Annotated in this window: 17 protein-coding genes and 1 pseudogene; 1 reads left to right on the forward strand and 17 read right to left on the reverse strand. The window is 39.5% G+C overall.

Features of this window, described 5'->3' with window-relative positions; translation table 11 throughout:
* Positions 1-11 precede the first annotated feature (11 nt).
* The 16 genes and pseudogenes from esaA to xylA all read right to left on the reverse strand — a co-directional run bounded on the left by esaA (position 12) and on the right by xylA (position 21999).
* Positions 12-3398 (reverse strand): type VII secretion protein EsaA, encoded by a 3387-nt coding sequence (gene esaA, locus P3R27_RS09865; RefSeq protein WP_271525139.1) that lies wholly within the window; start codon positions 3396-3398, stop codon positions 12-14.
* A gap of 252 nt (positions 3399-3650) precedes the next feature.
* Positions 3651-3944 (reverse strand): WXG100 family type VII secretion target, encoded by a 294-nt coding sequence (locus tag P3R27_RS09870; RefSeq protein WP_034688655.1) that lies wholly within the window; start codon positions 3942-3944, stop codon positions 3651-3653.
* Between the two features lie 141 nt (positions 3945-4085).
* On the reverse strand, positions 4086-4976 hold the full coding sequence (locus P3R27_RS09875) for an Rgg/GadR/MutR family transcriptional regulator (RefSeq protein WP_034688656.1): 891 nt from the start codon (positions 4974-4976) through the stop codon (positions 4086-4088).
* 364 nt (positions 4977-5340) lie between these two features.
* Positions 5341-6236: pseudogene (locus P3R27_RS09880) on the reverse strand (phytoene/squalene synthase family protein).
* Entirely contained in the window at positions 6223-7713 is a 1491-nt protein-coding gene (locus P3R27_RS09885; RefSeq protein WP_034688658.1) for a phytoene desaturase family protein, read from the reverse strand. The pseudogene P3R27_RS09880 and the gene P3R27_RS09885 overlap by 14 nt, the downstream one beginning before the upstream one ends.
* Positions 7714-8055: 342 nt before the next feature.
* On the reverse strand, positions 8056-9021 hold the full coding sequence (locus P3R27_RS09890) for a tRNA dihydrouridine synthase (RefSeq protein WP_126134390.1): 966 nt from the start codon (positions 9019-9021) through the stop codon (positions 8056-8058).
* A gap of 437 nt (positions 9022-9458) precedes the next feature.
* Positions 9459-10229 carry an ABC transporter permease gene (locus P3R27_RS09895; RefSeq protein ID WP_034688661.1) on the reverse strand — a complete coding sequence of 257 codons (771 nt, stop codon included), beginning with the start codon at positions 10227-10229 and terminating at the stop codon, positions 9459-9461.
* Positions 10222-11163 carry an ABC transporter ATP-binding protein gene (locus P3R27_RS09900; RefSeq protein ID WP_034688663.1) on the reverse strand — a complete coding sequence of 314 codons (942 nt, stop codon included), beginning with the start codon at positions 11161-11163 and terminating at the stop codon, positions 10222-10224. Before P3R27_RS09900 ends, P3R27_RS09895 begins: the two co-directional genes overlap by 8 nt.
* Positions 11164-11359: 196 nt before the next feature.
* Entirely contained in the window at positions 11360-13009 is a 1650-nt protein-coding gene (locus tag P3R27_RS09905) for a MutS-related protein (protein ID WP_301356844.1), read from the reverse strand.
* A gap of 92 nt (positions 13010-13101) precedes the next feature.
* On the reverse strand, positions 13102-13716 hold the full coding sequence (locus P3R27_RS09910; RefSeq protein WP_235186327.1) for a ThuA domain-containing protein: 615 nt from the start codon (positions 13714-13716) through the stop codon (positions 13102-13104).
* 44 nt (positions 13717-13760) lie between these two features.
* A complete protein-coding gene (gene xylB, locus P3R27_RS09915; RefSeq protein WP_126134392.1) occupies positions 13761-15245 on the reverse strand; it encodes a xylulokinase in 1485 nt (494 codons plus the stop codon).
* 92 nt (positions 15246-15337) lie between these two features.
* Positions 15338-16387, reverse strand: coding sequence for a sugar ABC transporter substrate-binding protein (locus tag P3R27_RS09920; RefSeq protein WP_034688669.1), 1050 nt, complete (start codon positions 16385-16387; stop codon positions 15338-15340).
* Positions 16388-16412: 25 nt separating this feature from the next.
* Entirely contained in the window at positions 16413-17378 is a 966-nt protein-coding gene (locus tag P3R27_RS09925) for an ABC transporter permease (protein WP_126134393.1), read from the reverse strand.
* 41 nt (positions 17379-17419) lie between these two features.
* Positions 17420-18931: a sugar ABC transporter ATP-binding protein gene (locus P3R27_RS09930; RefSeq protein WP_126134394.1), complete on the reverse strand. Its 1512-nt coding sequence runs from the start codon at positions 18929-18931 to the stop codon at positions 17420-17422.
* A 49-nt stretch (positions 18932-18980) separates the two neighbouring features.
* On the reverse strand, positions 18981-20588 hold the full coding sequence (locus P3R27_RS09935) for a glycoside hydrolase family 43 protein (RefSeq protein WP_301356846.1): 1608 nt from the start codon (positions 20586-20588) through the stop codon (positions 18981-18983).
* Between the two features lie 103 nt (positions 20589-20691).
* Entirely contained in the window at positions 20692-21999 is a 1308-nt protein-coding gene (gene xylA / locus P3R27_RS09940; RefSeq protein ID WP_126134396.1) for a xylose isomerase, read from the reverse strand.
* A gap of 257 nt (positions 22000-22256) precedes the next feature.
* On the opposite strand from xylA, the gene P3R27_RS09945 reads away from it, so the two are divergent.
* The gene (locus P3R27_RS09945) at positions 22257-23408 is read left to right on the forward strand and encodes an ROK family transcriptional regulator (protein ID WP_034688674.1); all 1152 of its coding nucleotides are present in this window, start codon (positions 22257-22259) and stop codon (positions 23406-23408) included.
* 118 nt (positions 23409-23526) lie between these two features.
* Here P3R27_RS09945 and P3R27_RS09950 read toward each other — a convergent pair.
* The coding region (locus tag P3R27_RS09950) for a transketolase-like TK C-terminal-containing protein (protein ID WP_301399077.1) at positions 23527-24301 on the reverse strand (775 nt) is incomplete at its 5' end.

Here is a 24301-nt window from a genome sequence, read left to right on the forward strand (position 1 = left end):
TATACCTCCGTTCATTCATTTGACCGTTCTTTTTTCTCTTCTGGTCGGACAATAAAATTCAGTATCACTCCAAATATCAGGAAGAAAACGAGCATTAGATAACTTCCCCGACCGATGACCCCCTCATTCATCAGCACATTAAACCCGTTTTGAATATTCTGTAAAGGTGACAGACGATAGAGCCATTCTGTCAACGAGTCATTTTTGATTGCTACGCCCAACAAAGGAGTCAACATGAAGAACAAGCCAAAAATCCCACCACATAAATACAACGTGATTTTTTTGAATTGACGCATGAACCCTAAAAGAATTAATTGACCACTAGCAAAGACTAAAAATGCATAAACGAACCAAACAAAAGAATGCGCGGCTCCTGATACGGTGGTCGTTAAAACGCTGTAAATAAGTGAAAGAACTAACGTTACACTGAGTACCGCCACCATATTAGGTACGTTTTTCCATATACGGTTCGGTGTGACTAACAAATCGACAGAAGTCACTACACGTCTTTTCATCACGCTAGATAATTGAAAGGATACTAACAGAATCATAAAACCACCGATCAATGTCACATAGTAAGGAGTCAATGAGCTTTGTCTTGTTTGGCCAAAGCTTCCTTGTCCTAAAATTGGACTTGCTAAGAAATTAAAGACATGTGAATTGTCGCCCCCTCCACTCCTTGTATTCGAAAGGACTTGACTAAATGATTCGGCATACATTTGATTTTCAGAAACAGTCTGTGCCGATTCATCAAGAGAGGTACTTAGATTACTTAAAATAGTGGTGGCATTCTCTTGTACTTCGATGGTCGATTCTTTTAGCTGATCGATCGTAGGTGTGATATCAACTACTTCTGCCGCAGATTGACCGGTAACTTCAGCTGCTGCTTTTGAACTTACCATCAATCCTTGCATCGTTTCGATCAGACTGGCTGTTTGAGCTTCAATCAGAGCGTATTCATTTTCTTTAGGATGTGGATTTTCTTTTGAGATGACGGATTCCGCTTCTGTTTGTGTCGTTTGCTGCCAACTGTCGTATACTGCATGGATTTGTTGATTCGCAGAGACGAACCAGTGGTTTAATTTGTCCGCTTCTTCCATAAATGTTTGTGGTAATGTCATTAGTTGCAAGGTACCGTACAAGGTTGGTTTTAGTTCTTCAGGTTCTCTAGTCCCTGGAGAACCAATGACTGCTTGTAATGCAATGATTTGATTCTCGGTATCGCTATACAACTGATCTCCTGTTTTTTTGTATTCCTGATACAGTTGTTCACTGATCATCGAAGGTTTGTCACTTTCCTGAAGATTGTTATATAGCCAGTAGATCGAACGAGAATCAGCTAATTCAATAAGGGATCTCCCTGCATTTTCTGGTTGATCGATCATTTGTCGATATCCGGGTATCGTTATAGAATGGTGCGGTGCACCAAATAGCGTAACGATTTGTTGCGCAGTCGTACTTAATAGTTGAAACTGTTCCAATATTTGTGGCACATCATCAATCAATGGCTGATCCATTGGAAGATATACCGAGAATTCCCTCATTGGTTGTACGCGTTCATTGATCATCCATGTGTAAAACACCTGATTGTATGAAGTAGTTTGTTGTTCTGGAGTCAACTGCCACTTTAAAGGAATGCTTACTTCAAAGTTCAATTTATCTGGTAGCGAAGGATATTCTATACGCTGGTATGTCTCTTCCGTTTCCTCCTCCGGTTCAATCGTCCAAGGTTGTACGATTGTGAATGAATGATTTGTATCTACTCGGATTGCTGTTTCATAGTTGTAGGGGGCTAGTAACTGATTCAATTGGGTTTCCATTTCTTTAAAATCATATGTTGGATTAAAAAAGAGCATTCCTTGCTGCTCTTCTTCTGCTTGTATCGAGAGGAACGTAGCTTGATTTAACTCAATTGACAGCTGTTGATTGGTGGTGGGTAAAGAAATCATTACGTCATGTTGTGCTTTCGGATCAAGATAAGCAAACGAAGCTTCACTTCCGATTGGTCGGTCAAAATCATGGGCATAGCGTGTAACGATCGCTAGCTCATCATTGAAAATCGTGGCCTGATCCTGACTGATCACTGCTTGATTTTGTAATTCAACTAATAATTGAGCTAAACTATCCACCGAGATCTGGGGCAATGTCTCCTCGATAACTGATTCGTACGTCCCATCTAATTTGGGTTCATTACTTTGATTTGTCATCAATTTGATAATCGCATTTTTCACTTGAACTTCTGTCGCAGTTGCAGGTTTACTTGTCGGATCATTATAATACGCATTGGCAATTTGACCTTTTAAGCGTTCTAGCTGTTCTACTTGATTCTCCAACTCAGTAATTTGTTGTTGGATCTCTTCGATGCGGGTTTGTTGATTGGTTTGAAACGCCGTTGCCTGAGTCAAGAAATCCCAATAAATACCGAAACTATTTTGTTCATTTGGTGTATAAAAGTTACTAAATTGAGCTAAAATCACATCGTTGAACAAGTCGTATTGATTTCTATAATCAACTGTTGCGTTCTCCAACTGAGTGGTTAATTGATTTTTTTGTAAGATGACTTGTTGATTGAATTGATCGATCGCTTCAGTGATTTTTTCATTCGCTTCTTTTGTATAATCAACAATTGTCGCCTGAACATCTTCTGTCTCTTTGTGAGTCTCTTCTAAACTTGTATTATTGCGCTCCAAAAGAGATTGTACCGAATCAACAAAGGCCTGTTGTTGTGCCTTGAATGCACTATTTGTTGTATCTAAAACACTAGTTGATTCTAATACACTCGCATAGTTGTCTGGAATATTTTGGAATGGCTGATAGATACTATTTTCTAGATTTTGCTGGTAATTGCTATGTGTATTCGTCATTTTATTCACGTTTTGCTGCGCTTCAGAGAGATTTCCTACAATACTAGAGAAATACATCTGCACAACACGCTGATTGAAGTTTGTTAAAATCTGATTCACTTGTTCTTCGATCGTTTGGTTAGTTATCTCATTTTGACCATCTCGAACTTGGTATTCGATGATCGCTTTTTCTGGATTGATACTTTGTAAAGATAATAGTTTTTCCGAAAAATCTTGGGGAATAATGATTTTTGCATCGAATTGGCCGTTCTCTAGTCCTGCTGTTGCAATATTACGCGTAGTCGTTTCCCAACGATTGGCAGTATCTTTATTGATCAGTGTCACAAAATCGGTTCCTAACAAGTACTGCTGACCTTCGAAATCTGCTCCTCGATCCTCATTGACCAAAACATATTGCATTTTTGTCGTCGGGCTGGCGGTGCTCGTGATGATACTCTTTTCTTTAAAGCCAATATAAGCAAAGAAAAGAAGCAAAGATAAACTTGCGATGACCGCAAGGATAAATGGCTGCTTTTGCTTCAAATGGTTTTTCAAGTTGTTCTCCTCCTTCTAAAAGAGCATGGGGTCAGAAGTGACTTGTCTGTATTTCTACCTTTCAAAATAAGCATCAAAATCCAAAAATAGCTAGCTGATTTCGGATTTTGACGCTTATATCATGGCGATGTGCACTTCTGTCATTTCCTCTTTTTAGGCTATAGCTGAGATGCTCTGTTGTACATTGTGTATTGTTGCACATGTGATTCGTTTAAGAAAATCTAGCAAAGTGACTTCTGTTTGAACATCAAGTTAAAATCCAAACGAACCTGCATCTTGACGATCGCGTTCTGCAACCGTATCAGCATACTTGTTCAACTGCTGATTGATGCTCTCAAGAAGCTCTTCCATTTGACGAACATTACCTTCTAACTGGTGGTATTGTTCCAAATAAGCTTGAAATGCTTGTCCTTTCCACTGTTGACTGATTTGTTGGTTCATTGCATTTACTTTACGGATCGCCTCTTGGATCTGAGAGGCTGCCTGTGAATAAACCTGTGCTTGTGACTTCAGTTGTTCGGGGGTGACTGCAATTACTCCTGCCATTTTTGTACCTCCTAAAATTTTTTTGACTAGTTTATCATACTTGATTTTCAACTGGTCAAAATAAAATACGCCGAATAAGGTTGATCTTCGTCGTATACGCACAATTCTTTTCGTATAAGATTAGTTATTTTAAGATAGCATTCAATTACTAGCGGGGGGAAACTCATTCTTGAGTTCAAAATCAACATGGTACGCCTGCTCCACGAAGCGTAACAATTCGTATTTTTTTTGATATTGTTGCTTTGAATCCAAGTAGCAACTGACTGCTAGAGCGTTTTTCACGTGATACTTCCCTTTCTTATTACCTTTGATCACATACCAGACGCCTTGTAAAAACAATTGCAAGTTACGCTCATAGTATAGTTCTTCTTCAAGGAAATACTCTTCTAACTTCGCCCCATATTTCCAAACCAGGCGGAGATCCTGATTTTTAATAAATAGAATGAGGCCATTCGCCAACATGCGAAATGTCTCACTTTGCCCACTGCGGTTTTCTTCGTAGATCGCCAACCTAAGAAACGACTTTTCTAAAATCAAATCGATAAATTTAGGATGGAACGCATACATACAATTAGTAAACAAAAAAATTTCGTAGCGAGTCCATGTTTGTGCCTTCATTAAATACTGATAAACCTCTGAAGATAGCACATCGATTTTTTCCTCTTTTAATTGAGCGATCATCAAGCGACAAAGACTGATTAGATGACGTTCTCTTTGAGAATTAGGTTCTTCTGTTTCATACAACATGATAATACTATGTAATTCTAAACTATCTTTCTTTTCAAAAGCGACTACCGATTCTTGCATCAAGCGATTGACCTCGGATAAATCATTTGGAAAATTAAATAACTGCAATTCATCATAGTCCAAATTTAGTTTTTTCAAAAAATAAGTCAACTTACTGACTGTCGTATCTGCTTTATTTTGAATAAAACGTTTATAAACAGAGCGACTAGCTTCCTCCCCACAAAGTTCTGCAATCGTTATTCCTTTTTGCTTTCTGACAAATTCAACGATCTCCCATACTTCCATTTTTTCACTCCTGACCTCTTTCACTGAATCTTGAACTCAAAGATTTTATAGAAAGAGCTTCTATGATTGAAATTTGATAAAGCTAAAAATCCCCGTTTATTATAATCTTACCATCATTCTCGTTTGAATATTACATTCATTTATAATAACTATTGTTTTTAAACATAAAGACTTTACTAATAAATACAAAAAAACAGAACAGAAAAACATTGATGTTATTTATAAGAGCGATAATGATGGAATAAACAGTATATTTTTTGTTCAAAATGTCATGATAAAAAAAGAATGAGCACTCGCAACGGTACTTTCCGCGAGTGCTCATTCCGTTTTCTGATGCATCAGATTATCAATGCGATCATACCAATTATAATGTTGATTGTTGTGGACTATTTATTAGAGTTTCTACATATTTTTTGGCTTTTCTTAGCAGTTGGATTTTTCTTATCTGACTGACATAGTTTTTACGATCTAACATTAAATAGTTATTTTCTCTGATTACGCTTAATTGCTCCCTATAGATCGTTGCAGCAGCAGTTAATGCGAGTTGACAATTTCGGTCAATAAACGGCAGCATCGTAAAAGAAGTTTCATATTTTTTCTCTGCTTCATTAGCTACCGCTTCCCATAGATCAATCAATGGCTTCGCAGGTTTATCTGCTTGCAACATGGTTTCAGTCACACCATGGGCACGCATCATTTCCTTTGGTAAATAAATTCGTCCCATTTTATTATCTTCACCGATATCTCGTAAAATGTTAGTGAGTTGCATCGCTTCACCCAGTCTTTTTGCCTGTGACTGGATTTTTTCTGCTTGGTCAGATAATAAAGGTAACAACATCAAGCCGACACTACCTGCGACATAGTAACAATAGTCTTCTAAGTCAGCCAATGTTTCTGGCTGTGTAAAGACTAAATCTTGCTTTTGACCTGCGATCATGTCGTAGAACGGAGACAAGTTCATGGGATAAACGGAAAAAACAACTGACAAGGCACGCCAAATTGGTTCATCAGGAATTTTACCCATGGAGAAAGCATCTAGTTGGTGTTTTAGTGCCAACAATTCTTCCTCACTATGCGCTAAGTCAACTGTATCATCTGCCAAGCGACAAAAAGCATAAATGGCATAGACACTTTTTGCTTTTTCTTCAGGAAGTTGAGAAAACGCTGGTAAAACGATTTTGAATATTTTTTTATCACAGTTTCACAATAGGCAAAATCGTCTGCGTGTTTTTCAAACAGTTCCTGATTAGTTTTTGTCATCTTTAACCAACTCCTCTACCGCAAGCTTAGCACTTTGCATCACGATTGGTACACCAGCTCCGGGATGTGTACTGCTACCACAGAAATAAAGATTCTCAGCAGAAGCAAATTTATTATGAGGTCGATAATAGTTACTTTGTTTTAAAGTTGGTTTCAACCCAAATGTTGCACCATTATAGGCATTGAAATGTTGTTCAAAGTCTTTTGGTGTATAAAAACTTTCTGAAACGATATGCTCTTCAATATCAGTAAAGTCTGTCTTTTCTTTTAATAATGTCAATACTTTTTGACGATATTCTTGGACTTTCGCTTCTGACCAATCTTCGTATTTTGAAAGTTCTGGAACTGGTACTAATACATATAATCCTTCATGGTTTTCTGGGGCTAATGATTCATCCATGATCGTAGGACGGTATAGATAAAAGGATGGATCTTCCGGTAAACGACCATCTTCAAATAAATCATCCACATTTCGTTTGAAGTCATCTGCAAAATAGATGCTGTGGAGATAATCCCCCGGATATTTTTTATCTAGACCTAAATATAGTAAGAAACAAGAACAAGAGTATTCCATCTTATCGATTTTCTTATCCGTATATTTCCCACGATTCTTTTCATCAGGAATCAACTCTTTCATTGCATAAGGAAAATCAGCACCACAAACGACCGCATCTGCTTCTATTCGTTCTTGTCCGATTCGAACACCTTTTGCCACTTTATCTTCAATGATCAATTCATCAACGGGTGTATTATAATGGATCGTTCCACCTAATTCTTCTAATAAGTTAGCTAGTGAGGTTGCTAAAGTATACATACCTCCTTTGATAAAATGAACGCCATATAAAAGTTCGATCATCGGGATAATCGTGTATAACGATGGACCTTGATATGGGGAAACACCGATGTATAAGGTTTGGAACGCCAATGATTTTCGCAAACGTTCATCTTTAACAAATTTAGCAATCGATGAATACGCATCACTAAAGGTTCTTAGACGAATCCCTGCCCATAGTGATTTAGGATTATAGAAATCCCAAAAACCACGAAAGGATTTAGTAATAAATGCTTCTTTGGCTATGTGATAACGCTTGTAGATATCCGCTAGAAACGCATAATAGCCTTGCGCATCTTCTTGGGAAATCGCTTCGAGCGTTTTGGTCAATTCAATGAGATCATTTGAAAATTCGATTGGTTCTTCTTTATTGAAATAGAGTTTCAACATAGGATCGACTTTTTCCATCGGAATGTAGTCATCCGGATCTTTCCCACAAAATTCAAATACTTCGCGATAGATTTCAGGCATCATCACGATCGTTGGCCCCACATCAAACGTGAACCCATCTTTTTTGATTTGATTCATCTTGCCGCCAGGGCCACTTTCTTTTTCGTACAATGTTACTTCATAGCCTAATTTTTGCAAGCGTACAGCTGCACATAAACCCGCAACTCCTGCACCTGTTACAATGACTTTTTTCATGACATCCACCTACTCAATTCTTGTTCTATAAATTTTTATCATCTGATAAATTTTAGGATATCATTAAATTTGTGATGTCATAAAATAAAACGCTCAAATAACATACGTTACATTAAATTTTCTTCATTTTTCTTTGTTTTTAATTTATTTTTTATCATTTTTCACTCAGTATTATTTACGCGTGAAATATACAATCTAGATAGCCATTGTCAGTTAAAACTGAATAAATAGCCTTCAAAAGCCAATTCAGTCAAAAAAAAGCCATGACATCCGAAAATATTTTCATATTTTTTAGATGTCACAGCTTTTTTGACTGATTACTTTTGTCACAATCTCAACTGTTTATTCAGTTTTATGTTGAAATTCATCTAATCGTGCACGAACTTCATCAGTGGATTTCGTGTTCATCAATTGCACACGCAAATCGTTAGCTCCTGGAAATCCTTTGACGTAGATTTTGAAGAAACGATGTAAGCCTGTGATCGAACGTGGGATCTCCTTTGCATAGTGGTCTTGTAAATCTAGTTGCAAACGCAGTAAGTCAATAAGTTCTTCTGCTGAATGCTCTCTTGGTTCTTTTTCAAAGGCAAATGGATTTTTAAAAATACCTCGGCCGATCATGATGCCATCTACACCATATTTTGCCGCTAATTCAAGCCCTGTTTGGCGGTCAGGGATGTCACCATTGATCGTCAACTTCGTTTGTGGGGCAATTTGTTCACGCAAGGCAACGACTTCAGGAATTAGTTCCCAATGTGCTGCAACTTTACTCATTTCTTTGCGTGTACGTAAATGAACAGAAAGATTCGCGATATCTTGCTTTAGTAAATGACTGATCCAACCAACCATTTCAGCTTGCTCTGTGTAGCCAATACGTGTTTTCACACTTACCGGTAACCCTCCAGCTTTTGCAGCTTCGATCAATTCTGCCGCAACCTCAGGACGTAGGATCAAGCCACTACCTTTTCCACGTTCTGCCACATTCGGTACCGGACAACCCATATTGAGGTCTATTCCTTTAAAACCCATCTCTGCTAGTTGAATACTCATCTCTCTGAAAAATTCCGGTTTATCTCCCCAGATATGTGCCACCATCGGTTGTTCATCTTCAGTAAATGTCAAACGTCCTTTGACACTTTCTTTGCCATCTGGATGACAAAAACTATCTGAATTAGTAAATTCGGTGAAAAACACATCCGGCGCGCCAGCTTTTTGGACAACATGGCGAAAAACCACATCTGTCACATCTTCCATCGGTGCTAATATAAAAAAGGGCGTAGGTAGTTCAGCCCAAAAATTATTCTTCATCAAGTACACTCCATTTCGCTATATACAAAGTTCCATCAAAAACATTGTTGCCATTATACAAGGAAAAAGAAAAAGAAGCAAAGTAGAGGTTGTGAAAGGAGCAATCAGCGCTAAGGCGTAAGCCAGGAAAATCGAAAATGGTTGTTTCATTTTTGATTTTCCTGGCTTATGTTCGAAGTGTTGCTCCTTGAACACCGTTTATCATAGGTTGTGAAAAAAGCGTTTTGACCTGAACAGTAAGATCGAAAATTGGAAAATAGCTTCTCATATTTGGCAATTTTTTAGCTTAATGTTGAAGGTCATCTTTTTGAACATCGGCTATCTAGGTTATGAGAAAGCCGGTCAGCTCCGAATAGTAAGGCGGAAATTGGGAAAATAGCTTCTCATATTTTTTCAATTTCACCTTACTATTGAAGGAGTTAGCTTGCCTCGTTCGTTTAACTTCTTAATCCCCTACCTTTATTGATCAAGTACCAACACGTTGAATAAAGCACTACAATGAACAGTACAAGGATCGCAATCGAAATGAATATTGGCACATCGGTGGTGCCTAAGAAACCATAACGGAAACTTGAGATCATATAAACAATTGGATTTACTTTTGAGATGGCTTGCCAAACCGGTGGTAACATCGAAATTGAATAAAACACCCCACCAAGATAAGTCAAAGGTTGTAACACAAACGTTGGTACAATGGACACGTCATCATAAGATTGAGCGAAAATTCCATTGATCAGCCCGGCAAGAGAGAATAAGATGGCTGTCATCAATAGCGTCAACACAACAATTGTCCATGAATAGACATGTAATGGTACAAAAAATAGAGAAATCATTGTGACTAATGCGCCGACCAAGACACTCCGTCCCAACCCACCGATCACAAATCCCCAGATGATAACATGTGTTGGTACAGGGGCAACTAAAATCTCTTCGATATTCTTTTGGAATTTTTGTGAAAAGAATGAAGAAGAAACATTTGAATAAGAGCTTGTGATGGCGGACATCATGATCAATCCTGGAACAATAAATTCCATGTAGGAGAAACCACCCATATCACCGATCCGTCCCCCGATCATTTTCCCAAAAATGATAAAATACAAAGACGTAGTGATCACTGGTGGTACTAGCGTTTGTACCCAGATACGCATATAGCGATTGGTTTCTTTGATTGCTAAACTTTTTAATGCAGTAAAATAAAGATTAAACATTTTTCTTCGTTGCCTCCATATGATAAGTTTCTTCCGTAATTTTCAAGAAAAGTTCTTCTAAGCGATTGGATTTATTGCGCATAGACAAGACTTTGATCCCTTGCGCACTTAACTGTTCAAAGATCCCATTCACTCCTTGATCACGCTCCACTTCAACCGCAAGTGTGCGTTCATCTTCTAAGATACTTGTATAGCCAATGATCTCTGGCTTTTTATCATAAGGTGCTAAGTCAAAGATAAACGTTTCAAATTGTAATTTGGAAAGCAAGGCTTTCATAGAGGTATTCTCAATCAGTTCACCCGATTGGATGATTCCAATATTTCGACAAAGCATTTCTGCTTCTTCCAAATAATGAGTCGTCAAAATGATCGTTGTTCCTGCATTATTCAATTCACGTAGAAATTCCCACATTTCTCGTCTTAATTCAATATCGACACCCGCTGTGGGTTCATCTAGAATCAATAATTTGGGTTCATGCATCAATGCACGGGCAATCATCAATCGTCGTTTCATCCCACCTGAAAGCATCCGCGCACGAACATTGCGTTTCTCCCACAAATTAGATTGTTTAAGGTATTTTTCGCTACGTTTCAATGCTTCATTACGAGATACACCATAGTAACCCGCCTGATTCACGACGATTTGTTGCACCGTTTCAAACGGATTGAAGTTGAATTCTTGGGGCACTAAGCCGATTTGTTGTTTTGCTCGTACTAAATCTGTATCCAGATCATAGCCAAATACTTTCACTTTTCCCGATGTCTTATTCACTAATGAAGTGATGATCCCGATCGTTGTTGATTTACCTGCACCATTTGGTCCCAATAATGCATAAAAATCTCCTTCTTCAACTGTCAGATCGATGCCTCGGAGTGCTTCCACACCTGTCCCATATATTTTTCTTAACTCATTTATCTCAAGAGCATATGTCATTTTTTACTAACTCTCCTTATTTTGTCTGATTTACTATTTTAGCATGTAAAGAGGTTGTGAGAAAGCCGTTAAGCTCCATGCAGTAAGACGAAAATGAAAAAACCACAAGTCCTTCCAGAAAATAATTCTGTCGTCTCTGTGGTTTTCACTATCAATGATGGTTTTTGATTAAATACTTTCAGCTTGGGCTTATTTCTTACTCCACTACCCGCCATCGGCGATGTTGATCAAAAAAGGCAGCTTCTGCTTGCGCCTCTTTCACGATTGCTGTAGGATACTTCAGCACATCTAATAACACGATGGCATTTCTTGTCTTTGCAGGTCCTTGTTTTAATTTAAAGTCAAAGCTGATGCCTTTCTCAGGCGTTACTTGCTCTTCAAAATGGACATTGGCACAATCTTTTTTCAAGATCTCAGTCAGTTCGATGTCGTGTGTTGCGACAAAAGCTAAAGAAGGGTAGTCGCTTAACCAATTCACGATAGCTGCTGAAGACGCGATCCGTTCAATGGTGTTTGTCCCTTTCAAGATCTCATCGACAAAGCAATAGCAACGTTCTTTTGTTTCCACTTGCTGTAATAAGCGCTTGATCGATTTGATTTCTGAAACAAAGTAACTATCGCCTTCAAACAAATTATCTTCGATCGCCATCGAGGTCAAGACATGACCGGGTTGGATCGTGAAAGATTCGGCTAAAGCAGTTTGGATCGTTTGCGCTAAGATACCGTTGATGGCAATACTTTTGACGTACGTTGATTTTCCTGAAGCGTTCGAGCCAGTGACCAATGTGTTCTGTTGCCAATCGATCGGATTGACGACTGCCTCGGCAATCAGAGGGTGATACGTATCCTCTGCCATGATCCCGCTTTCTGCAAAGACTGGTTGACAAGAATAGGGCATGTAGGTGCGATAATTCAACACTGCCGCAGCTACTTCTAACTCTCCGAGTAATTGCCATAATTCAATCGCTTGTTCCGTTTTCTTTTCCAATCGGCTAATGACAAAATGATACGAAATAAATGGCAACATGAACATCATATTCAAGTAGTCAAAAAACAACTCCGCTTCTGAGCCATTTTTCACTCGAAATGAAAAACCGAACTTAGGGATTTCTTTTAAAGGTTGTACATTTTTTTGCAACTCTGCTTGCAATGGTGTAGCAAACGTGGCTATTTTTTTCGCCGCAGAAATCGTAGAAACAAGATAGCCCATACTATTAAGTTCTGTTTCGAGTGTTTGCTTTTTTATCAAGTAATAAACCGTATTGAATAACACACTAATGATCGCGATATAAATGCCGATTACTTGTCCAAGCAAAAACAAGCCTAAACCAATGAGTGGTAACATGCCTAAAAAGGCAAATAGCCCAATATGACCAATTCTTTTGCTTTTGCCATCTGCTAAGTATTGTTTGGCAAAATTACGGTCTTTTTTTCCAAGTCGTGCAAATTGATATTGGATTTCTTCTCTCAACTTAGGATTTTCTTGGTAGAAAGTAATCAACTTTTCTAAACGCTGATCTTGTCCAAAATCAAAATTACGCAGTCGCTGATAAAGCGCTTCTGAACCCACACTTGAATACGTATGATTGACCGTTTCGAATACTTCAAACATATCTAGGTCATACCAAGTCAAGTCATCGACTTCACTGTCCCACGTGCGAAACTTTTTTTCTGTCTGCCAAGCTTCTTTTAAGCTCTCCTCCTTATCGAATCGTACTTGATATGGAAGCTTCCCCCATTTGTAACGGACATCTGCTCTTAATTTTTTTCGCGAATTGATTTCTAAGACAATTAAGATGCCAATGATACCGACAATCAGGAGCATGATAAATTCTGTTTGACTCATAAAATTTCTCCAATCTATTGAATACTTTAAGTATAGCACTGATTGGAAACATAAATGGAGTTATAAAAAACTATCCTTCTTTTTCGCCGTATTCATGTTGATTCTAGACACCAACTAATTCCATCGAAAAGTACCTTTTGATTTCCTTCATGTTGCAATCCTTCTGAAAAATGTGCGGGAGTCATACAAAAAACTTTACCTTTACCATACAGATGTCGCCAAGCGGCGATCGATTCACCATAGTGAGAATAGCTGTGCATCAGAACTTCCGTTTCTCCTATAGCTACTTCAGTGAAATAGTGTTCGTCCCATATTTTATAAGACTTACCATTTGATTCTCGATAGGTTACTTCTGTAGGTTTGGGATGATGAAGGAAGCGCCCCCGCAACATCTCACTAAAAGCAGAGTGGATCGGGTAGCTAGAAAGTGCTGAATGATAGGCAATCAGGCTTCCGCCATCCGCTACATACTCGGTGATCAACTGATCATATGTTTCATTTAACCAAACAGCGTCATTTTTTTCGGGTGCTAACCGATTTTCCTTTGAAAGGAGGAATAAATCAGGTTGCTCATGTAATGCTTCGGTTAGTTGCTCGATCGTCAGATCAGTCATCTTTAATTCTTGTGGGAAGTGCTTAGCGATCCCCTGAAAATAGTTGACTAACGGATCATGCGGATGGTAAAAATCGCCTAACAACGTGATCATTTTTTTCACTAGGAACACACTCCTTTCACTTAGATACTCGCTTATTATTTTTCATACATGTGACAAATTTCCTTTGTACATTCGTATACTTTACGATAACGCGCATACACCTTTTGGTAAACTTCCACTTGTTGCGGGTTCGGTTGCACAGGGGATTGGTAGGAAACAAAAACACTTGCACATTCGTTCAAATCAGTAAACCAGTCACAGCCTACTGCTGCTAACATGGCAGCACCAAGCCCAGGTCCTTGTTCGGTGGTTAAAGTAACGATCGGTCGATTAAAAATATCCGCTTGCATTTGGAGCCACATCTGATTTTTTGCACCGCCACCTACCGACACGATGGTTTCGATTTTTTGTTGGGTCATCTCATCCATGATCGCTTGGGAGTCCTTTAGAGAGAAGGTAATCCCTTCTAGCACGCTACGGGTAAAATGTTTTAACTCGTGTTGCGTATCTATTCCAATAAAACTTCCTCTGATTTGACTATCACTGTAAGGCGTGCGTTCCCCTACGATATAAGGAGTGAATAATAAGCCATTACTGCCTGCATCAACACTTCCGATTTCTGATAGCAACTCGTTGAAGGAACGATCAGGAGCAAAGCGCTGTTTGAACCAACTCAAGCTGTCGCCAGCTGCTAAGGTCACACCCATGGAATACGCGGCACCTGAGGCATGTTGGAAGAGATGGAGTTTCCCTTGATAGTCTCTATCCACATTTTTTTCGTAACGAAGGAATACGCCACTTGTGCCGATGGAACATAATCCCAGACCTTCTTCTAAAATACCAGCGCCAACAGCGCCACAGGCATTGTCGGCACCGCCTGCAATCACTTTGACTGGCTTGGTAAAGCCGTATCTTTCTTTAAATTCCTCTTTCAATGTCCCCACCACTTCAGTAGAAGCCACTAAAGGAGGTAAGATGGCTGGATCAATCCCAAATTCTTCTAAGATTTCTTCGTCCCACTGCTTCGTTTCTTGATTCAGCAGTAGTGTGCCAGCCGCATCTGACTCGTCCATATGATACGAATCAGTCAACCAGAACCGTAAATAATCTTTCGGTAATTGAATGTGTTTGACCTTTTCCCAACTCGCTGGTTCGTGTTCTTGGACCCATAAGATTTTCGGTAGTGTAAATCCTTCTAACACTTTGTTTTTCGTGTGCTGTAACAACTTGTCGCCCATTATTTCAGTGATTCGTTGACATTGTGGTGTCGTACGAACATCATTCCATAAAATAGCTGGTCTTACAACTTGATCTGCTTCATCCAAAAGAACTAAGCTGTGCATCTGTCCAGAAAAACTGATGCCTGCCAATTCATCTTTAAGATCAGTTACTTTCTCTAATAATTCTTTCAATATTTGATCTGCTGCTTTGAGCCAATCCGCCGGTTGTTGCTCGCTATACCCCATCTGTGGATTGCTCATAGGGTAAGAAGCAACTGCTTCTGCCACTAATTTTCCTTTTCGATCAAACACTAGGCCCTTCAAAGCACTTGTTCCTAGATCTAAACCTAATACATACATGAATCGTTCCCCTTTCCAACAAAAACAAGCGAAAGAAACAGTCCGTTCCATCAAGACACCGCCTGTTCCTTTCCAATGATTATATACGCTTTTTATTCTGATTCTTCTGTACTTTCTATCGAAGAATCTTCTACTGAGTCTGTTTTCACTTTACTTTTTTCTTTTCCATACTCTTCTAACTCTTCCGCTAACACATAGTTGACATCGATCGGAATGGTTGTGTCAATTGTTTCACCGTCGATTGCTTTCACTAAATTCTCGATCACTTGATAGCCGATTTGGTACGCATCTTGGTCAACGATCGCTGTGATTCGTTCGTCCGCTACTCCGCTTAACCAAGTGTCCGTATAATCAAATCCATAATGAAGCACCTGTCCTGCTTTTCCTTGAGATTCTAACGCACTCATCACACCGACATTCGGCCCTTCTGAACCTAATGAAAAGACAGTGACTAAGTCTCTATTCGCCGCAATGTAGCCTTCTAATTGTTTTTTAGATTCTGATGGTTGATCATTGTCTTGAATCGTCGCTAAAAACTTAAAGTTCTCAGCATCTTTTCCATAAATCTCTGCAAAACCTTCTTTCAGTCCTTTTTCACGATCGATCATAGTTGGTTGTGCGACGTCCACACAAACGATGGCGATCGAACCACCGGTAATGCCTTTTGCCTTCATTTCTTCAGCAGCACGTAACCCTAATTCTTTTCCAGCTGAGACATTGTCTGTACCGACGTAAGCTGTCCGATCTTCAGGATTTTCTAAATCGGCATCAAAGGTGATGACTGGAATATTTTTATCCATGGCTGCTTTGATTGGATCAACAAACGCTTTTTTCTCAATCGGTGCAATGGCGATTCCTGCTACGTTTTTGGCAACTGCTTCTCTGATAAAGCCGATATGTTTCTCTTTCTTACTTGGTTCAGCAGAAGGAGATGTTTTCGTGACCAATGTATAACCCAATTCTTGTGCCGCATCCTCTGCTCCTTTTTTCATGGGGTTCCAATAAGCCCCGGTGTCTACGATTGGAATGAAATACAAGGTCTTTTCGCTATCTGCATCCGCAGAATCACTTGTACTACATCCTGTACCAACTAATAATAACGCAACGAACATACTGATGACCCAAAATGATTTTTTTAACATGGTATTTTCACTCCTTAGATTATAATTATGACTGACGAGTTGCTCGACGTTTCAAATAATCAATGATGATTGCTAAAATAATGACTAGACCGGTCACTGTATCTTGTAAAAATGAATTTACCCCCATCAATGTCAAGCCATTTTTAAATACTTGTAAGGTTAAGATACCTGCAACCGCTCCGCCAATCGTGCCGATTCCACCACTAAATGATGTACCACCCATGATAGCTGCCGCCATTGCGAACAAATCTAAGCCATTCGCATCTTTGGAAGCGCCACCATTTAAATTTGAAACAATCAACAACCCAGCGATGGCTGCTAACATTCCTTCAATCATAAACATCTTAATGATATGTTTATCCGTATCGATACCGGATAACCTGGCTGCTTCTTGATTTGACCCTACCACATAGGTATATCTTCCCAAACGCGTATTTTTCATTATAAAAGCAAATACAATAATGATAATTAAAAAAATCAAGGCATTGCTTTTGAACATATCCGTACCGATTGGCATTTTCGCTAAGCGATTGAACCACTCGTTTTCGGAACCGATAAATTGTTCGTCCGTGAAAAAGCCGAGCATTCCTTTGATGACATAACTTGTTCCTAACGTCAAAATAAATGAAGGCAAATCAAATTTCTTGATCAACAAAGCGTTCAACGCGCCTAACATTGCCCCTGTCAATAATGCCAGAAGCACAACGATTGGTGCAGGCATTCCTTGATTTGCCACATATAAACCGAGCATTCCTGACGCCATTCCAACATAACCAATTGATAGATCCACATAGCCGCAAATCAAAATCATCGCATAAGCAACAGTTAAAATGCCTACCGGTGGAATTTGTTGGAAGAAATTTTCAATATTGAATGTGCTCAAAAAATTCGCATTTGCAATTGAAAAATATAGGACTAAAGCAATTAACACTAAATAAACAGAGTAGTTCATAAAAAGTGACTTGATCGTTAACTTGTTTCGTTTTTCCATCGTTCTCTCCTTTGTTTACATATCCTCTAGCTGAAGAATCGTTAATGCTCATTAAGCGTTGCATAGGTCATAATCAATTCTTGCGCCTCATCTTTTCTGTCCTGATACTCAGCGATGACGACTTCTCCTGTAATCTCACCTTCCCGAAAAACATAGATCCGATCGCAGATCCCTAATAATTCAGGGATTTCCGAAGAGACGATCAAAATCGTTTTCCCTTGGCGTGCCAATTCGTTGATGATCGTATAGATTTCTGATTTTGCCCCCACATCAATACCTTTTGTCGGTTCATCAAAAATATATACTTGATTTGTTGTATTCAACCACTTTGCTAAAACGACTTTTTGCTGATTCCCACCAGAGAGACTGACAACTGGACGCGCAATATCACTGATCTTAATCTTCACGTCTTGTACAAACTGATGAGCCGTTTGATTAAGTGATTCATGTTTTAATACAAATCCACCTAGATTCGTTATCGTGATATTGTCTTGGATTGAGAGACCAAGAAACAAGCCTTGATGTTTACGGTCTTCCGTTAATAATCCGATTCCTTGACGAATCGCATCCACCGGCGACTTGATCACTACCGGCTGGTTCGCCAATTTGATTTCACCAGATTTTGCACGATCTGCACCGAAAATCAGTCGTACCGTTTCGGTTCGACCACTACCTACTAACCCCGCAAAGCCTAACACTTCCCCACGTCTTGCTTGGAAGCTGACATTTTTAACTCGCCCAAAAGAATCAGAAAGATTGGTAACTTGTAAATAGGTTTCTCCTAAGTGGGTCGGTTGTTTTGGATACAGATCGTTGATTTCTCGACCAACTAAGCGAGCGATAATCGCTTCTTCAGACAAGTTTTTTACTTCATCGGTCAAGATATATTCCCCGTCGCGCATGATCGTGATTCGTTCACCTAATTCAAAGATTTCTTTCATGCGATGAGAGATATAGATACTTGAAACGCCTTTTTCCTTCAATCTGCGAATAATAATAAACAAAACTTCGACATCTTTTTCAGACAAAGAAGTTGTCGGTTCATCAAAAATGATCACTTTGGCATTCAAACTAAGCGCTCTGGCAATTTCAACTAATTGTTTATTGGCAGTAGACAACGAAGCAACCAGTGCAGTGGGAGAAATCGCAGATCCCACTAAGTTCAGCCATTGTTGCGTGTCTTCATATAATTTTTTGAAGTCAACAATTCCTAACGCCTTATTTTTATAGGGCAAACGACCAATAAAAATATTTTCTGCCACAGACAAATCTTCTGCTAGATTCAATTCTTGATGAACAAAGGCAATCCCTAATTCTTGTGCGAAGTCAGGAGTCATTTTAGGGATTTCTTTCCCTTCAAATATGATTTCTCCTTCGTCCTTATCGATCAATCCAGCAAGAATGTTCATTAAAGTAGACTTACCGGCTCCGTTTTCTCCCATAAAAGCATGGATCTCGCCTTTATTTACCTCAAGTCTTGCTTTTTTCAAGACGTGGACAGGGCCAAAACTTTTTTCAATATCAGACATTGAAAATAAACGTTCTTTTTCCATGAAAGATCTCCCCTCTTACTCCTGAAGTGACAACACTGTTCTATTCACTTTACTTTTCTCGATAATCAAAATAATCAAAAACAGCTGGCAAATCATATCCTGAGTAATCGATGTTGACTATTCCCACAAACGCACCCGTAAAAAATCCACCATGGGTTTGGTTGACATATTCATCGGATAGTACTTTTGCATCTAACTGGATCGCTAATTCGATCCATGTTTTTCCGTCAAACGAATAAGCATATGTGTAAGTTTCTCTTCTGACGATCGTTTTGAAATAAACAACTGTTACATCCTCTGGAATTGGAATGACCTGTTCCTGCAAATAACTTTTGAATACGCCTTGATTATTCTCAGTGAGTTCAATGACACAGCCTTTTTCTTCGTGCCAAGTCACTTGGATCATCGACCAATGTTGTGAATTGTAATAATTCGTCAGCCCTGCCATTTGCTGGAAGGTCGTTGGCGAATAGCTCAATGCAGTTTCTGCTTCAAACTCAAATGCTTGCCAACGTCTAGCAACTAGTGAGTTTCCATGTGTATTGGCCAAACTTCCGGCACCTCGTAATGTCAGCTTTCCATCTTTCAACATGCCGATATCCTTCGTAAAAGGGACACGTACTGTTTGAAATTGTGGAGGCAGTTCGCTTTGTTCGAAGTGAGTCCTTTCTGGCAGTTTTTCATAAGGGTGAGGTGTCACTCCTTTAGGTGCTTCCACCTCCATACTCCCTTGCTTTCCACCAACGATTTCTGGCCACAATGCTTCAGACCATGTCACCTTTTGAATCGCTGTTTCTCTGCCTAATGTACACCAGCCACGGGGATCATGGATGGATTCGTTTTTATGATGCCACGGTCGACCAGTCAAATGAGCAAAATACCATTCGCCTTCTGGTGTATCAACTAACGCACCATGTCCGCATTTTTGCAGTGGATTTTCTGGAGAGTCATAGGCAGTTAAAAAGGTCTCTGCTTGGCTTTCAAAAGCTCCTTCTAAAGTTTTTGAACGTGCCACCACTTCTTGGTGCGTATAGACGGTGCCCCCTTCTGCACAAAACAAATAATAATAACCAAATAACTTATACAGATGTGGGCCTTCCACTAATTTCACGTCAGTTCCTTTCCAAATGATCTTACCTGTTTCCGGAAGTAGACGTTGCTCTTCCACTGAATATTCGGTGCATTTGATCCCATTAAATGGATGATGGTATTCGCGATGATCCCATTCCATTTGAACTAGGTATTTGCAGCCATCGTCATCATGGAAAAGAGAAGCATCGAAGCCGACACCATTCAATCGAATCGGTTGACTCCATGGACCAGTGATCTCTTCTGCGGTAGTCAAATAATTTGTACAATCTTTGAACGCTCCATTGACCACTTTGACATCAGTATAAACTAACCAAAATTTCCCATCCGCATAAGAGAGATCGGGCGCCCAAATCCCTCCTGAATCTTCATTGCCCTTCATATCCAACATCTGGACAGAAGCCAATGGACGTGTCACCAATCGCCAGTTCATCAAATCTTTCGACTCATAGATCTGAACGCCTGGAAACCATTCAAACGTTGAGTTGGCAATGTAATATGTTTCTCCCACACGTACAATAGACGGATCAGCATGAAAACCTGTTAATACTGGATTTTTAATTTTCATCGTACACCTCACTCTATTTTTTTAGGAGAATCCCTTTCAACCATCCAAAGGAGTCAGCGATATCTATCCTTAGCTAACTGAATGAGACTCTCCATAAGTTGGATTAAACTAAATAATCATTCAAAAAAGATTTGACATATTCGATATGGCTTGATTCCAGCTTGATATCTTTCAGCTTCAATGCATAGTCAGTCAAACTTTCCAAATCTTCCTTGTCGTTGACAATGGATTCCCCAATGCCCTCTTGGAACGTAGCATAGCGTTTCTCTTTTAAGGTATCGAAGAAGCGATCCTCTTTTAATTTCGCCGCTGCCTTCAGCCCTCTAGCAAAGGTATCCATCCCGGCGATATGCGCTAAGAATAGATCTTCCATGGCAAAACTAGAACGACGGACTTTCGAATCAAAATTGATTCCTCCTGGTGCGATACCGCCATTTTCTAAGACACCATACATGGCCAATGTGACATCATAGACGTTCGTTGGGAACTCATCAGTATCCCAACCAAGCAACACATCCCCTTGATTCGCATCTAGAGAACCTAACGCGTGGTTGATCCGTGCTACTTCGATCTCATGTTCAAACGTATGCCCAGCTAACGTAGCATGATTAGCCTCTAGATTCAGCTTGAATTTCTCTTGTAAACCATATTTTTGAATAAATTGTAAAGCCGTTGCAGCATCAAAATCATATTGATGTTTACTTGGCTCCATTGGTTTTGGTTCAATCAAGAATTGTGGCATATGACCGATTTTTTCACTATAGGCGATCGCCATTTTGAACAAACGTGCAATATTCTCTTGTTCAAACGCCATATCCGTATTCAACAACGTTTCATACCCTTCACGACCACCCCAGAATACATAATTTTGACCGTTGAGTTTTTTTGAGATGTCTAAACCTTTTTTGACTTGAGCAGCAGCATAGGCAAAAACATTCGCATGATTCGTTGAAGCTGCACCATTCACGTAGCGTGGGTGGCTGAACATATTTGCAGTATTCCAAAGTAGTTTGATTCCCGTACGCTCCATCTGTTCCTTGATCAAATCTGTGATTTCATCTAAGTTTGCATAGAATTCTTCTAAACTATTTCCTTCAGGCGCGATATCAACATCATGGAAACAAAAATATTCGACACCTAATTTTTCTAAAATCTCAAAAAAGGCCGCTACTCGATTTTTTGCGGTTTCCATTTCAGTCGCACCTAGCCACGTTCTTTGATTGACTGGTGAGCCGAATGGATCACTGCCATCTTGTGTCATGGTATGCCAGTAAGCAACAGCAAATCGTAAATGCTCCTTCATCGTTTGACCGGCAACTACCTCTTCTGGATTAAAATGGCGAAAAGCAAAGGGATTGGTTGTCGTTGTTCCTTCATATTGGATTTTTTCTATTTGTGGAAAATAGCTCATATCATATTCCTCCTAATTTATTCATTCTACATTAGTTAGTTCATCTAACAAACCAACTTAACAAGCATATAGTATACGCTTTCACAATCATAGTCAAGTGATTTTTCATTATTATCAAAGCATTTCCATTCGAATGAAGTTAATTTATTTACTTTACAAAACGAAATAGCTATAGATAAATAACTAGAAAAATAATGAGATTACCAGTATACTTTAGAACGTATCCTCATTACATAATGAATAGGAAGTGATTTACTTTGAAAAATCCAACGTATACTCGACGGAGCCCAAATGAGTCTCTCTGTTTAGAATTGATTATGAACCAACCGGCTCTTTCTCGTGCAGAGCTTTCAGCCATAACTGGACTAACCAAAGCAACTGTGTCCTCCATTGTGAAAAAATTGATCGATGATCAACTGGTCATCGAAACTGGCATTGGAGAATCTAGTAATGTCGGTGGACGTAAACCGATCATTCTTCAATATAATGGAAAAGCGGGCCTCTCTATTTCCATTGACATCGGCTATAATTACATCTATGGTCTCCTTACGTATCTAGACGGGGAAGAGATACAACATATCCAAAAAAAGCCAATCACATTAGATGAGGAAGCCATCTATCTGTATCTTTCAGAAATTTTCACGTTATTTGAGCAACATCTTCCGACGACAGAATATGGCATTATTGGAGTAGCAATAGCCGTTCATGGCCCTGTCTACCATGGTGAGCCAATTTTTGGCCCTCATTACAATTTCGATCACATTTCTTTTCGCAAAATAGCTGAAAAACTGAGAAACTATCCTGTCTATTTGGAAAATGAAGCAAATCTTGCAGCTTTAGGTGAGTATAGCTTTACCTCAGATTCGGAAAATCTTGTCAGCATCAATATGCACAGCGGCATTGGTGCAGGAATCGTCAAAAATGGGAATTTAGAGGTTGGTGCCCATGGTTTTGCTGGTGAAATCGGTCATCAGATCATCGTGATGGACGGTAAGGAATGTCGCTGTGGAAACCGAGGTTGTTTGGAGATGTACGCTGCCAACAAAGTCTGCTACGATCGATTTGCTCAGAAAAAAAAGTTGGACTATGTCAATGCCATCATCCTTAGAGAATACTACCAAAACCAGGATCGTGATGCACGACAAGTCGTAGAAGAAAATATCAACTACTTGACGATCGGTATCAACAACTTGATCGCCCATTATGACCCATCGATCATTATTTTGAATAGCTCACTTTATCGCGAAATACCTGATATGATCGAACAATTAAAAGGGAATCTGCACAATCATTTTTCGAATCAATTAGTCGTCCGCAACAGCTCCTTGAACGAAAAAGCGACACTTCTAGGAGGTTTGGTCTTAAATCTCCAACACTTTTTAGAAATCAAACACCTGAAATTAAAATAATCATGGATCAATAAAAATATCTGCCAAACCGGAAAATGTTGAGTTCCAGTTTGGCAGATTTTATTTAGATAAAGTACGTGTATCTTTAATTTTAAATAGTAAAAGAATAACAAACTTCCTACAATTGATCAAACACTTCAACAACATGTTCCACTGTAAACTGATAATTTTGGATGATCGTTTCCCCAGGTGCGCTCGCGCCGAAACGATCAATCGCAATGATTGCCCCAGCTGTCCCTGTATAGCGCTCCCAGCCAAATGAAGCAGCCATTTCGATAGAAACACGCTTCGTCACTGCTTTTGGCAAAACACTTTCTTGATATTCCGCGGATTGTTCTTCAAACAAATCAAAACTTGGCATAGAAACCACTGAGACATCTTTTCCTTGTTCCGCCAATACTTTTTGCGCTTTGACAGCTAGATCCACTTCTGAACCTGTCGCGATCAAGATTCCTTCTGGTTGTTCCCCTTTAGCTGGTGACAAGACATAGGCACCTTTTTTAACCATATCATCTGCCACTTCTTTCGTTGATGGAAGAACTGGTAGATTTTGACGACTCAAGACTAAGATCGTTGGTGTATCTGTGGATTCCATCGCAACTTTCCACGCTGCACGAGTTTCGTTCCCGTCCGCCGGACGTAAGACATGGACACCTGGCATACTTCTAACCGAAGCCAATTGTTCCACTGGCTCATGTGTCGGGCCATCTTCACCAACTGCCACAGAGTCATGGGTCAAGACATAAATGACTGGCGTGTTTTGGACCGCTGCTAAACGCACAGCTGGTCGCAAATAATCGACAAAGACAAAGAATGTTCCTCCATAGATCCGGGTACCGCCATGCAATTGGATCCCGTTCATCGCTGATGCCATCGCAAACTCACGAACACCA

The sequence above is a fragment of the Enterococcus spodopteracolus genome, from assembly GCF_030441955.1.
Classification (GTDB): Bacteria; Bacillota; Bacilli; order Lactobacillales; family Enterococcaceae; genus Enterococcus_B; species Enterococcus_B spodopteracolus.